Genomic DNA, 11,968 nt, shown 5'->3' with positions numbered 1-11,968 from the left:
GTCTGGGTGGCGGTGAGCTCGGCGTTGGCGCGACCGAAGCGGTCCTCCTCGAACGGCTCGCGGACGAAGGCGCGGACGACGCGGATGCCGGTGATCTGCTCGCGCAGCACGCGGTTCACCGTGTCGATCCGGGTCTGCACGACGCGGAACAGCGGCCGCATCCGCCAGATCAGCAGCCCGATGCTGATCACGAGCACGGGGACGGCGACGATGATCAGCCAGGACAGCGTCACGTCCTCGCGCAGGGCCATGATCACGCCGCCGACCATGGTGATCGGCGCCGCGACGAACACGGTCGAGGAGAGCAGCGCGAGCAGCTGGACCTGCTGGACGTCGTTCGTCGTCCGGGTGATCAGGGTGGGCGCGCCGAAGCGGTTCATCTCGCGCGCCGAGAAGGAGAGCACGCGCTCGAACACCGCCCCGCGCACGTCGCGGCCGAAGCTCATCGCCGCCTTCGCGCCGAGGTAGGTGGCGAACGCGGCGCAGACGATCTGCACCAGGCTCACCACGAGCATCACCCGGCCGGTGCGCCAGATGTATGCGGTGTCGCCGGTCAGCACGCCGCGGTCGATGATCGAGGCGTTGAGGCTCGGCAGGTAGAGGGAGGCGAGCGTCCCCACGAGCTGGAGGACGAGCACGCCGAGCAGCAGGCGCCCGTACGGGGCCAGCAGTCGGGTGCGGAGCAGGCGGATCAGCACGGGGCGTCCTCGGTCGGTGGGGTGGCGCGGGAGACCCCGTGGAGCACGAGGTCGACGATGCGGTCGGGCCGGGACAGCCGCTCGTCGCCGAGCAGCGGGTGGGTGAGGGCGAAGACGTTGGCCCGCAGCACCGTCACGGCGTCGAGCGCGGGCACCCGCAGGCTCGCGGCGTCGGAACCGATCAGGTCGAGCAGGGCCAGCTCGACCTGCTTCTGCTCGTGGTGGCGGCGGGCGTGGAGGGCCTCGTGCGCCGGCCGGTCGTCCGGGCCGGCGCCGGCCCAGCCGGGCCGCAGCCGGAGCGCGTGGAAGAGCGCGAAGACCCGACGGGTCCGGTCCTGGAGGATCGTCACCGCGGCGACGAGGCGCTGGTGCAGCGGCAGGGCGGGGTCGACGGCGAGGATCGCGTCCCGGGTGCTGTGCTCGTCGAACACCTCCTCGACCACGGCGTCGATGAGCTCGTCCTTGGTCGCGAAGGCCCGGAAGATCGTCCCCTCGGCCACGCCGGCCGCCTCGGCGATCTGGCGGGTGCTGACGTCGCGGCCGTACCGCTCCAGCAGCGGCTCGGTCGCGAGGATCAGCGCGGAACGTCGGTCCTCGAGAGGCATGGGGGTGGCACGGGGCACGAGGCCCGACTCTATGAGTGAGTACTCACTCACGCAAGGGGATCGGGAGGGCGAGTTCGTCGCGCCGCACCTCCAGCCCACGGGGGACCGGCGGGGTCAGCCCTGCGGGACGCTCACGGTGCCGTGCCCCAGCTCGCCGATGTGGTCGCCGGTCGGCGTCGCGGTCCAGCTGACCTCGGACGCGGACGTGCGGAACGTGTACGTGCGGCCGGCGCGTACGCGGACGACCTTCACCGGGTCGACCTCGGCGGGGACGGAGAGCGTGAGCAGGGCCGCCGGTCCGCGCTTCGGCACGGTGAACGTGACCTTCCCGCGCTTCGCCTTCGGCGTCTTCAGGCAGCGCAGCTCCTCCACCGCCATCGACCACCAGTAGCCCTCGGGGCTGGGGACGTTCTCCTGGGCCTCGACCACGTACCGCCCCGGCTTCAGGCCGCGGTCGAGCGGGAAGCGTGTCTCCCCCGAGCCTTCGTCGAGCTTCGCCAGGCCGTAGTCCACGAGGTGCCGGTCCGAGCGGCGGCGCAGGGCCCACACGAGGGGGCTCCCCTCCTCGGAGGCGAAGGCCTGGGCCACGTACGGGTGGCGGTCACCGGTGCACCAGCTGACCTTCGGGGCGTAGCGCGGGATCGTGTCGTCCACGGTCGGGGCGCCGTCGAAGCAGTCGGCGGGGGCGAGGAGGCGGTAGCGGTACCGGTCGAGCGTCGCGCCGTCCTTCCCCTTCGCCGTCAGCTCGACGACGCCGACGTCGTCGAACCGCAACGTCTTGCTGGGGAAGTGCAGGCGGTGGCCGTCGGCGTAGTAGCGGACCCCCGCCGAGCCGTCGATGCCCGTGACGACCGTCGACCGGCAGCCGTCCGGGGTCGACTCGACCGAGGCGAAGGCGGCGAGCGTCCCGGCGGCCGAGGCCGCGGGCGCGAACGACGCCGCCAGGGCGAGGCCGAGGAGCCCGGCGCCGACGGCACGGAGCGGGCGGGGAAGGCGCAGGGTCACGGGACGACCTCTCGGGATCGGGCTCGCCCAGGACGGGCTCTCAGTACTGTCTCAGGTCTCGCCGGGATCCGTCGGTCGGGCCGCGGACCCGCGGATGGGAAGATGGCGGACCGCAGGCTGAGGTGACGACGGAGGAGCAGACGTGGGGTTGGACGGGCTCGAGGACAAGGTCTTCGACGCGGTGCTGTTCGACATGGACGGGACGCTGGTCGACTCGACCGCGGCCGTCTACCGCGCCTGGGCGGCGTGGGCGGTCGAGCACGGCGTCCCCGCGGACCTGATGCGGGGCCACGACGGGATCCCGGCGGCGAGCATCGTCGCCAAGTTCCTGCCGGAGGCGGACCGCGAGGCCGGGATCCTGCGCATCAACGAGCTCGAGCTGAACGACACCGGCGGACTGGTGGTCCTGCCGGGCGCGGCGGAGGCGCTGGCGGCCCTGGTCGACGCCCCGAGCGCCATCGCGACCTCGTGCACGATGCCGCTGGCCCGGGCGCGCATCGCCTCCTCGGGGCTGCGCGCACCGTCCGTCCTCGTCACGGCCGACCAGGTCGAGCACGGCAAGCCGGCGCCCGACCCGTACCTGCTGGCGGCGGAGCGGCTCGGCGTCGACCCGACGCGTTGCCTGGTCGTCGAGGACGCGCCGCTCGGGCTGCAGGCGGCCCGCGCGGCCGGCTGCGCGACCCTCGCGGTCGTCACCACGACGGCCCGCGACGAGCTGCGGGCCGACGCGATCGTCGGCGACCTCTCGGAGGTCCGCTTCGAGGCGGGCGCCGACGGCATCCGGGTGCGTCCGGCCGTCTGACGTCCGGCCCGATCGGACTCCCCGGCTCCGCTCAGCGGGGCCAGGGGGCCGGGGGCTCGACGGTGCGCCGTTCCTCGTCCGACCGGACGAGGTCGTCGAGCAGGTGGGCGAGCCGGAGCGCGTCGTCGAAGTCGGGCGCGCTCTCGCTCTCTCCCGTCCCCCCGCCCCGGAGCTCGGCCGCGAACGTGGCGTAGACGCGCGCCACGTTCACCACCGGGTCGGGGAGGTCCTGCGTCCCGGCCTCGTCGAGCACCTCCACGGAACCGTCCCGCTCCAGCCGGAGCCGGCTCGCCTGGAACCCCCGGGGACCGCCTCCGCTCAGCACGAGGCTGCCCCGTTCGCCGCGGACCTCGAGGCGGAACGGTGCCTCGGGGGCCCGGCCGCCGCTCACCTCGACGGCGAGCGCCGCGCCGGAGAGGAGCCGGCCCTGCACGAGCACGTGATCGGGGACCGTACGCCGCAGGTGATCGACGGGGTCGCTGCCGGCCACGGTGACGTCGGGGTGCTGGACGGTCCGCAGCGTGGCGAACGACGCCAGCCCGCCGAACAGGCTCGCCACGAGGTCGAGGGTGTGGGCCGCCTGGATGGTCGTGAGGTTCATCCCGCTCTTGGGGTCCTCGAGGTAGCGCGCCCCCGCCGGGACCACCGGTCCGAACGCCGCGGTCGAGGAGTAGACGCTCACGGCGGTCACCCGCCCGAGCGCACCGTCGGCGAGCAGGCGACGGGCCCGTACGGCGGCGGGCGCGAGCCGGGCCTGGAGGTCCACGGCGGTCCGGACCCCGGCGGCCGTCGCCGCGGCGGCCAGCTCGGCCGTCTGCGCCGTGCTCGTCCCGACCGGCCACTCGGTCACCACGTGCCGGCCCGCGGCCAGGGCGGCCAGGATCAGGTCGCGGTGGGCCGGGACCGGCACCCCGACGGTGACGACGTCGACCGACGGGTCGTCGACGAGGTCCTGGGCGTCGGCGTAGCCCACGTCGGCCCCGAGCTCGGCCGCCGTCTGCGCGACCGTCGCGGCGTCCCGGGTGGCCACCGCCCGGAGCCGGAGCCCGGGCGCGGCGTGCACGGCGGGCACGTGCGCCTCGCGCGCCCACGACGACGCCGACCCCACGCCGACGATCCCCACGCCCAGCTCGCCCGCTGGACCCGCACCTTCGACCATGCCCATCTCCTTTTCAGAACGACCCGTTCAGTATAGGCCTGAGCCGCCCATGCTGAACGAGGCGTTCCGTAACCTGGGGGCATGACCGACGACGAGCCGAGGCCGGTCCGCGGGCGGCCGGTGAGCCAGCGGTCGCGCCAGGCGGCGCTCGACGCCGCCGCCACCCTGCTCGCGGAACGCGGCTACGCGGCCTTCACCGTCGACGAGGTCGCGCGGCGGTCGAGGGTCGGCAAGGCGACGCTCTACCGCCACTGGCCCGACGGCTTCGGGCTGGCCGTGGAGGCGTACGGGGCGGCGGTGACCGACCGGGTCCCGGTCCTCGACTCCGGCGACGTCGTCGCCGACCTGACCGACCAGGTCGTCCGGCTGGCGGAGTTCTACGCGAGCGAGCGCGGTCGGGTGGGCGTGGAGCTGATCGCCGCCTCGGTCAGCGCACCCCGGGGGGCGGAGCGGCTGCGGGACTCGTTCTTCGGGCGCCGGCGGGCGGAGACGACCACGCTGGTCGAGCGCGGGCAGACGGAGGGCAGTCTGAGCACGGACCTCTCGGCCACCCTCGTCGTCGACGTGGTCTTCGGCGCGGTGGTCTTCCGGCTGCTCAACGGTCTCGGACCGCTGGACCCCGCCGAGGCGCGCGCCGTCGCCGAGGTGGTGGTCGCCGCCGTCGCGACCCGGCCGGGTTCAGGCGCCTGAGCTCAGGCTTCTGAGCTCAGGCTTCTGGGCTCAGGCCGTGGGCTCCGTGCGGGGCTCGGGCGCCGGGGCCAGCTTGACCGCGGTGCCGTAGGCGACGACCTCGCTGAGGGACTGGGTGATCTCGCTGCAGTCGAAGCGCAGGCCCACGACCGCGTCCGCGCCGGCCTCGCGGGCCATGTCGACCACCTTGGCGATGGCGTCCTGGCGCGAGTCGGTGAGCATCGCGGTGTAGCCCTCGACCACGCCGGCGTTGCGCAGGTCGGGGCGCAGCTCGCGGGTGCGGGCGACGACGGAGACGACCGGGCCGAGGACCTCGGTGGTCTCGCGGCCGGGCACCGCGTCCATGGTCAGCACGGGCATCCCGAAGTGGCGCAGCGTCGGTCGCTGCGGCTGCGGCGGCGCCCACTGCTGCTGCTGGCCGTACTGGCCGTAGCCCTGCTGGGGCGCCTGCCCGTAGCCGCCCTGCTGGGGCTGGCCGTAGCCCTGCTGCGGCTGCTGGCCGTACGGGGCATGCTGGGGCTGGCCGTACGGGTTCGGCTGCTGCCGGCCGGGCTGTCCGTAGGGGGGCTGCTGGCCGTACGGGTTGCTCATGGGGCCAAGATATCGGGCCGCCGGGCCGGACGGGCGGCGCCGGGCCCGCTCACGTCAGGCCTCAGCCGAGCTCGGTCATCGACACCGTCACGAACATCTCCGACGAGCCGCCGGAGTAGGTCCCGCGCAGGGGCGCCACGTCGCCGTAGTCACGTCCCTGGCCGACCCGGACGTAGCGGTCGGTGAGCCGCTGGCCCTGCGTCGGGTCGTAGGAGACCCAGCTGCCGCACCACCACTCGACCCAGGAGTGGCTCTCGCCGGTGACCGTGCCGCTCCCGGAACCGTCCCCGCCGGGGTGGAGGTAGCCGGAGACGTAGCGCGCGGGCAGGCCGATCGAGCGCAGCGCACCGAGCGCGACGTGGGTGTAGTCCTGGCAGACGCCGGTGCCCAGGTCCCAGACGTCGGCGGCGGTGCTGTTGACGGTGGTCGACCCGCGCTTGTACGAGAGGTGGTCGTGCACGATCCGGCACACGTCGAGCCCGGCGAGCCGGGGCGCCTGGCCGGCGACGTCGGCGGCCCGGGCGGCGAGCTCCGGTGGCGGCGTCGTCCGGCTGGTGACGGTGAGGAAGTCGGTCATCGGGTCGATGACGCCGGGGTCGCGCAGCGCCGCCCACCCGAGGTCGTTGCGAGGGCTGCGCCGCTCGGTGTCCCAGGCGATCTCGTCGCCCCGGGTGTCGACGACGGCCTGCGCGTGCACGGTCAGCCGCTCGTGCGGCTCGTGCAGCTCGAAGGTCGTGACCGTCGTGCCCCAGTAGTCGACGTAGCTGAAGCTCCACGCCGTCGGCTCGATGGTGATCCGGTTGGTCCAGACCGTCTGTCCCTCGCGGGTCACCGGCGTCATCCGGGCCTCGTTGAACGAGGAGCTCACCGGGGAGTCGTAGCGGAACCCCGTCTGGTGGTCGATCGACAGCCTCATCGCGTCCCTTCCGTGACCCAGGCCTGCTGGTCCTCGGCGGCGAAGTACTGCCGCGTGACGAGCTCGGTGACGGCCGCGGTGACGTCCTGCACCGCGCCCATCTCCTCGTCGAGGTGGTCGACCAGGTCGTTCATGTCGGCGTACTCCAGGCGCGACCGCAGCTGGCCGAGCTGGCGGCGGGCCTGCTGGTCGCGGCCCGAGCCGGCCGAGTCGCCCACCGCGAGCTTGGCCAGGCAGTCCGAGGCGGCGTCCAGCCCGTGCATGATCGAGCGAGGGAAGCGGGCGTCGCGGATGAGGAACTCCGCGGCCGAGGCGTCGTTGTGGACGCCGCGGTACGTGCGCAGGAACGCGTCGTGCCCGCCGCAGCCGCGCAGCACCGACGGCCACTGCGACGCGCCGCCCGAGACCGACGCCGACGCCACCAGCCGCGAGGTCATGTCGGCCTGCTCGAGGCAGCGGCCCAGCGAGAGGAACTGCCAGCCGTCGTCGCGGACCATCGTCCCGCGGGCGATGCCGCCGAACAGGGCGCTGCGCTCGCGCGCCCAGTTGAGGAAGCCGTTGGCTCGCGCGACACCGAAGCCGCCGGACGGCAGCTGGTGCCAGGTCGTGTTGATGCACTCCCACAGGTCCAGCGGGATCACCTCGCGGGCCCGTCGTGCGTTGTCGCGGGCGGCGGCCCAGCAGGAGAAGATCGAGCTCGGCTCGCGCCGGTCGTACGCCAGCAGGCGCAGCAGATCGGTGTGGTCGGGGTCCTCGACGTTCTCGACGCTCATCAGCGCGAGGAGGTTGGCGCTGGCCTGGACCTCGATCGAGCTGTCCTCGACCAGGAGGCGGAGGTGGGTCTGGAGCAGGCGCGCGGTGTCCTCGGCGCGCTCGACGTAGCGCCCGATCCAGAACATCGACTCCGCGATGCGGCTGAGCATCATCGGCCTGCCCCCGCCTCGTCGTCGCGTCGATCGTCCGGCCCGGCCTGCTGCTGCTGCTCCTCCTGCTGCCGGTGCCCGGCGGTGCGCGAGGGGACGTCGACGCGCGGGCGGCCGACGAGCATCGGGACGACCGGCCGGTTCTGCGGCCGGACCTCGGCCCGTGCCACCTCGACGGTCTCGACGGACTCGGCCGGCTCGACGGCGACGGTGCCCGCCAGGTCCCCGTCCTCGGCCCGGAGCTCGGCCTCCACCGCGTCCGCCTCCTCCACCAGGCGCGGGAAGGACGGGCTGAGCACCCAGGTGTCCTTGCTGCCGCCGCCCTGACTGCTGTTGACCACGAGCTCGCCCTCGGGCAGCGCGACCCGGGTCAGCCCGCCGGGGAGGACGTAGATGCTGTCGCCGTTGTTCACGGCGAACGGCCGCAGGTCGACGTGCCGGGGCCGCAGCGAGTCGTCGATCAGCGTCGGCACGGTGGACAGCTGGACGACCGGCTGCGCGATCCAGCCCCGCGGGTCCGCGATGACCCGGGCACGCAGGGCGTCGAGCTCCTCGCGCGTCGCCCGCGGGCCGATGACGATGCCCTTGCCGCCGGACCCGTCGACCGGCTTCACCACGAGCTCGTCGAGCCGGTCGAGCACCTCCGCGCGGGCCTCGTCCTCCTCCAGCCGCCAGGTGTCGACGTTCGCGATGATCGGGTCCTCGTGGAGGTAGTAGCGGATCAGGTCGGGGACGTAGGTGTAGATGAGCTTGTCGTCGGCGACGCCGTTGCCGATGGCGTTGGCGAGGGCGACCCCACCCGTACGGACGGCGTTGACGAGGCCGGGCACGCCGAGCATCGAGTCGCTGCGGAAGAAGACCGGGTCGAGGAAGTCGTCGTCGAGGCGGCGGTAGATCACGTCGACGCGGCGCAGGCCGGCGGTCGTGCGCATGAACACCTTGCCGCGGCGGCACTCGAGGTCGCGCCCCTCCACGAGCTCCACGCCCATGGTCCGGGCCAGCAGCGTGTGCTCGAAGTAGGCGGAGTTGTAGACGCCGGGGGTCAGCACGACGATGTTCGGGTCGTCGGTGACCGGCGAGGACCGGCGCAGCGACTGGAGCAGCCGGGCGGGGTAGTCGTTGACCGAGCGGATGCGCTGGTTGGCGAAGGCGTCGGGCAGCGCGGTGATCATCGCCGTCCGGTTCGTCATCACGTACGAGACGCCGCTCGGCACCCGGAAGTTGTCCTCCAGCACCCGCACGTCGCCCTCGGGCGTCCGGATCAGGTCGACGCCGGCCACGTGGATGCGGACGCCGTTGGGCGGGCGGACCCCCCAGACCACGCGGTGGAAGTGGGCGGAGGAAGTGATCAGCTGGCTCGGCACGACCCCGTCGGAGATGACCTTGGCGTCGGAGTAGACGTCGTCCAGGAACGCCTCCATCGCGCGCACCCGCTGCGCGACGCCGGTCTCGATCGTGTCCCACTCCGCCGCGGCGATGACGCGCGGGACGAGGTCCAGCGGGAACGGCCGCTCCACGCCGCCGACGTCGAAGGTGACGCCGGCCTGCGTGTAGTTGCTGGCCAGCGCCTCCGCGATGCCCTTGAGCTCCGCGGGGGTCGACTGCTGCAGGGTCGCGTAGATGGCGCTGTAGCTGGGTCGGACGCTGCCGCTGGCGTCGACCATCTCGTCGAAGGCGACACCCGGGTGGTAGTCGGACAGGACGTCGGGCATGACCGAGACCCTACTCAGAGCGACTTACCTCACACGACACGTGCTCGGCGCGCGCGCCGTGTGTGATGTTCTCAGGCGGTCAGGAGTTGCCGACCACCACGGCGAGGACCCCGATCAGCAGCACCAGGAAGACGAAGACCAGCAGACCGACGAGGATGCCCCGACCCGGACGCTTCTGCGGCTCCGGCCCCATGGCACCACCGAGGCCGAAGGTGAGCAGCGGGCCCGAGTAGAAGACCTCGCTCGTGCCGCCCGGGGTGACGTTCACCGGGTGCGACGCCCGCCCGTAGGTCCACATGTAGCTCTGCGCGACGTCGACCTGACGGACGCCGGCCGGGACCGAGAACGAGTTGCGTCCCCAGGCCGCTCCCGCCGGGTGGCCGTCGATGGTGACGATCGGGGTGATCATGCCCATCGCCCCGAACGGCTTGCGCAGGTTGAGCACCAGCTCACCGACCGGCCCTCCGTACGGCTGCACCTGCGGCTGGGGCGAGGGCGGCTGCCCGTACGGCTGCGGGGTCCCGTAGCCCTGGGGGGCCTGCGGGGCGCCGTAGCCGGTGGGCGGCTGCTGCGGCTGCGGGGACTGAGGTCCCTGGGGCGACCCGTAGCCCAGCGGGACGCCGTAGCCCTGCGGCGGTTCGGCGGGGGCGGGCTGGCCGGGGGACCAAGGCGGCTGGGGCGACGACATGGGCGTCAGTGTGTCAGCGGCGGGGTGCTCACGAGAGGCGAAACGGGAGTTCTCCCCAGCCCGTGCCTGACTAGATTGAGCCGGTGCCCGATGAGCTCCCCGACCTCGACGTCTCCGAGCAGCGCCGTGTCCGGCAGGAGAAGCGGAGCCGGCTGCTGGACGAGGGCCGGCAGCCGTACCCGGTCTCCGTGGCCCGTACGCACTCCCTGCGCGAGGTGCGGACGCGCTGGGCCAGCCTGGCCACCGGCGAGGAGACGACCGACGTCGTCGGGGTGGCGGGCCGGGTCGTGTTCCTGCGCAACACCGGCAAGCTCTGCTTCGCCACCCTCCAGGAGGGGCTGTCGACCGCCGACACGGGTGTCCGCCTGCAGGTGATGCTCTCGCTCGCCGAGGTGGGCGAGGAGGCCCTCGCCGCGTGGAAGGCCGACGTCGACCTGGGCGACTTCGTCTTCGTCTCCGGCCGCGTCATCTCCTCCCGCCGGGGCGAGCTCTCCGTCTTCGCCGACCGGTGGGAGCTGGCGTCCAAGGCGCTGCGCCCCCTGCCGAACCTCTACACCGAGCTCTCCGAGGAGACGCGGGTCCGGCAGCGCTACGCCGACCTGACCGTCCGCGAGGAGGCCCGGCAGATGGTCCTCACCCGCGCGAAGGTCACGCGGAGCATCCGGGACACGCTGCACCGCCACGACTTCCTCGAGGTCGAGACGCCGGTCCTGCAGCTCGTGCACGGCGGGGCCCACGCCCGCCCGTTCCCCACGCACCTGAACGCGTTCGACGTCGACATGACGCTGCGGATCGCGCTCGAGCTCTACCTCAAGCGCGCGGTCGTCGGCGGCGTCGACCGGGTGTACGAGATGGGCCGGATCTTCCGGAACGAGGGCGTCGACTCCACCCACAGCCCGGAGTTCACGATGCTCGAGTTCTACGAGGCGTGGGGCGACCAGAAGACGGTCGCGGACCTGACGCGGCAGATCATCCTCGACGTCGCCGACGTGCTCGGCTCCCGGCAGATCGAGACGCCGGCCGGCGTGATCGACCTCGACGGCGAGTGGCGCTGGCTCGGCGTCTACCCCGGGCTGTCGGAGGTGCTCGGCGAGGAGGTCACGCCGCGGACCCCGCTCGAGCGGCTGCGCGAGATCGCCGCCGCCCGCGACGTCGCGCTCGACCCGGCGTGGGGCGCGCAGAAGGTGGTCATGGAGCTGTTCGCCGAGCTCGTCGAGCCGACGCTGCTGCAGCCGACCTTCGTCTGCGACTACCCGCCGGTCGCCCAGCCGCTGGCCCGCCCGCACCGCTCCGACCCCGACCTCATCGAGGCCTGGGACCTGTTCATCGGCGGCGTGGAGCGGGGGACGGGCTTCTCCGAGCTGATCGACCCCGTGATCCAGCGCGAACGGCTCACCGCCCAGTCGCTCGAGGCGGCGGCCGGGGACCCGGAGGCCATGCAGCTCGACGAGGACTTCCTCGACGCCCTCGAGCTCGGGGCGCCCCCCATGGGCGGCGTGGGCCTGGGCCTCGACCGGCTGATCATGCTCTTCACCGGCGTCGGCATCCGCGAGTCGATCCTCTTCCCGCTCCTGCGCCCCTCCTAGTCGCAGGGGCTACCGGGGCAGGGAGCCGACTCCTCGTGAGCGTCGGGTAGCGGAGCGCCCCGCTGACGTCTGGACGAAGGAGGGAGCACGCGACTCCGGGCACTCGCGGCACGGTTCCTGGGAACGGGTCGCGTGCGAGCGAGGAGGAAGACGTCAGCTCTTGGGCGCGCAGCGGGCGCGAACGAGATCAGCGCGAGCGGCGGGGGCTCGGCTCGTCGGGGTCGCGCAGGTCGGAGAAGTCGCCGAAGTCGTCCTCGTGCTTGCGCCAGCGGCGCTTCGAGGGCCGTTCGGTCGCGTCGGAGACCACCTCGGCCACCGGGTCCTTCGTCGGGACGGGGTCGGCCGAGGGCGAATCGCCCAGGCCGCGGACGGCGGGGAGGATCGTCGTGTCGGTGTCGCCGTCCGGCACGGGGGTCGTGACGTCGGGCAGGGCGGGAGGGATCACGGCCGAGGTCTTGCGCGGCAGCAACGACCGCTTCCGGCGCTCGGAGGGCACCAGCGCGGTGTCGTCGCCCGTCCCGGCGCCCGCGCCCACCGGTACCGGCTGCACGCGGCCCGCCCGGACGACGGCCACGCCGATCGCCGTGGTCAGC

13 protein-coding genes are annotated in these 11,968 nt (G+C 73.4%); 3 read left to right on the top strand and 10 right to left on the bottom strand.

The annotated features are described in order from the left end of the window. From FHX39_RS20535 to FHX39_RS20525, 3 genes are all read right to left on the bottom strand, one after another. Positions 1–698 (bottom strand): ABC transporter permease (locus FHX39_RS20535; RefSeq protein WP_183342817.1); only part of this gene is annotated, 698 nt, incomplete at its 3' end. Next, a complete protein-coding gene (locus FHX39_RS20530; RefSeq protein ID WP_183342815.1) occupies positions 692–1,321 on the bottom strand; it encodes a TetR/AcrR family transcriptional regulator in 630 nt (209 codons plus the stop codon). The genes FHX39_RS20535 and FHX39_RS20530, both read right to left, overlap by 7 nt. Before the next feature lie 96 nt (positions 1,322–1,417). After that, on the bottom strand, positions 1,418–2,308 hold the full coding sequence (locus FHX39_RS20525) for a hypothetical protein (protein WP_183342814.1): 891 nt from the start codon (positions 2,306–2,308) through the stop codon (positions 1,418–1,420). Between the two features lie 142 nt (positions 2,309–2,450). On the opposite strand from FHX39_RS20525, the gene FHX39_RS20520 reads away from it, so the two are divergent. Continuing rightward, on the top strand, positions 2,451–3,110 hold the full coding sequence (locus FHX39_RS20520) for an HAD-IA family hydrolase (protein WP_332837010.1): 660 nt from the start codon (positions 2,451–2,453) through the stop codon (positions 3,108–3,110). Between the two features lie 31 nt (positions 3,111–3,141). Here the strand turns inward: FHX39_RS20520 and FHX39_RS20515 are convergent, their stop codons facing one another. Further along, a complete protein-coding gene (locus tag FHX39_RS20515; RefSeq protein ID WP_183342811.1) occupies positions 3,142–4,269 on the bottom strand; it encodes a Gfo/Idh/MocA family protein in 1,128 nt (375 codons plus the stop codon). 81 nt (positions 4,270–4,350) lie between these two features. On the opposite strand from FHX39_RS20515, the gene FHX39_RS20510 reads away from it, so the two are divergent. Further along, entirely contained in the window at positions 4,351–4,959 is a 609-nt protein-coding gene (locus tag FHX39_RS20510) for a TetR/AcrR family transcriptional regulator (protein ID WP_183342809.1), read from the top strand. A gap of 30 nt (positions 4,960–4,989) precedes the next feature. On the opposite strand, the gene FHX39_RS20505 is transcribed toward FHX39_RS20510, so the two are convergent. From FHX39_RS20505 to FHX39_RS20485, 5 genes are all read right to left on the bottom strand, one after another. Continuing rightward, complete coding sequence (locus FHX39_RS20505; RefSeq protein WP_183342807.1) at positions 4,990–5,550, bottom strand: YbjQ family protein; 561 nt, start codon at positions 5,548–5,550, stop codon at positions 4,990–4,992. A gap of 61 nt (positions 5,551–5,611) precedes the next feature. Next, positions 5,612–6,466 (bottom strand): transglutaminase family protein, encoded by an 855-nt coding sequence (locus FHX39_RS20500; RefSeq protein WP_183342805.1) that lies wholly within the window; start codon positions 6,464–6,466, stop codon positions 5,612–5,614. Then, positions 6,463–7,392 carry an alpha-E domain-containing protein gene (locus tag FHX39_RS20495; protein WP_198424117.1) on the bottom strand — a complete coding sequence of 310 codons (930 nt, stop codon included), beginning with the start codon at positions 7,390–7,392 and terminating at the stop codon, positions 6,463–6,465. The genes FHX39_RS20500 and FHX39_RS20495 overlap by 4 nt, the downstream gene beginning before the upstream one ends. Next, positions 7,389–9,101 carry a circularly permuted type 2 ATP-grasp protein gene (locus tag FHX39_RS20490; RefSeq protein WP_183342803.1) on the bottom strand — a complete coding sequence of 571 codons (1,713 nt, stop codon included), beginning with the start codon at positions 9,099–9,101 and terminating at the stop codon, positions 7,389–7,391. Before FHX39_RS20490 ends, FHX39_RS20495 begins: the two co-directional genes overlap by 4 nt. Positions 9,102–9,180: 79 nt before the next feature. Beyond that, positions 9,181–9,789, bottom strand: a complete 609-nt coding sequence (locus tag FHX39_RS20485) for a hypothetical protein (RefSeq protein WP_183342801.1) — start codon at positions 9,787–9,789, stop codon at positions 9,181–9,183. 83 nt (positions 9,790–9,872) lie between these two features. Between FHX39_RS20485 and lysS the strand changes: the two genes are divergently transcribed. Then, on the top strand, positions 9,873–11,375 hold the full coding sequence (gene lysS, locus FHX39_RS20480) for a lysine--tRNA ligase (protein WP_332837009.1): 1,503 nt from the start codon (positions 9,873–9,875) through the stop codon (positions 11,373–11,375). A gap of 187 nt (positions 11,376–11,562) precedes the next feature. Here lysS and FHX39_RS20475 read toward each other — a convergent pair. Continuing rightward, positions 11,563–11,968, bottom strand: a 406-nt coding sequence (locus FHX39_RS20475) for a hypothetical protein (RefSeq protein WP_198424116.1), incomplete at its 5' end; no start/stop codon positions are given.

It is taken from the genome of Microlunatus antarcticus (genome assembly GCF_014193425.1).
Taxonomy (GTDB): domain Bacteria; phylum Actinomycetota; class Actinomycetes; order Propionibacteriales; family Propionibacteriaceae; genus Microlunatus; species Microlunatus antarcticus.
The sequence above is the reverse complement of the archived record's forward strand: the minus strand, read 5'-3'. Positions and strand labels throughout refer to the sequence as shown.

Bases quoted from the DNA above. Each gene is read 5' to 3' on its own strand.
- FHX39_RS20515 (WP_183342811.1), bottom strand. From the start codon at position 4,269: ATGGTCGAAGGTGCGGGTCCAGCGGGCGAGCTGGGCGTGGGGATCGTC.
- FHX39_RS20510 (WP_183342809.1), top strand. From the start codon at position 4,351: ATGACCGACGACGAGCCGAGGCCGGTCCGCGGGCGGCCGGTGAGCCAG.
- FHX39_RS20505 (WP_183342807.1), bottom strand. From the start codon at position 5,550: ATGAGCAACCCGTACGGCCAGCAGCCCCCCTACGGACAGCCCGGCCGG.
- FHX39_RS20500 (WP_183342805.1), bottom strand. From the start codon at position 6,466: ATGAGGCTGTCGATCGACCACCAGACGGGGTTCCGCTACGACTCCCCG.
- FHX39_RS20495 (WP_198424117.1), bottom strand. From the start codon at position 7,392: ATGATGCTCAGCCGCATCGCGGAGTCGATGTTCTGGATCGGGCGCTAC.
- FHX39_RS20490 (WP_183342803.1), bottom strand. From the start codon at position 9,101: ATGCCCGACGTCCTGTCCGACTACCACCCGGGTGTCGCCTTCGACGAG.
- FHX39_RS20485 (WP_183342801.1), bottom strand. From the start codon at position 9,789: ATGTCGTCGCCCCAGCCGCCTTGGTCCCCCGGCCAGCCCGCCCCCGCC.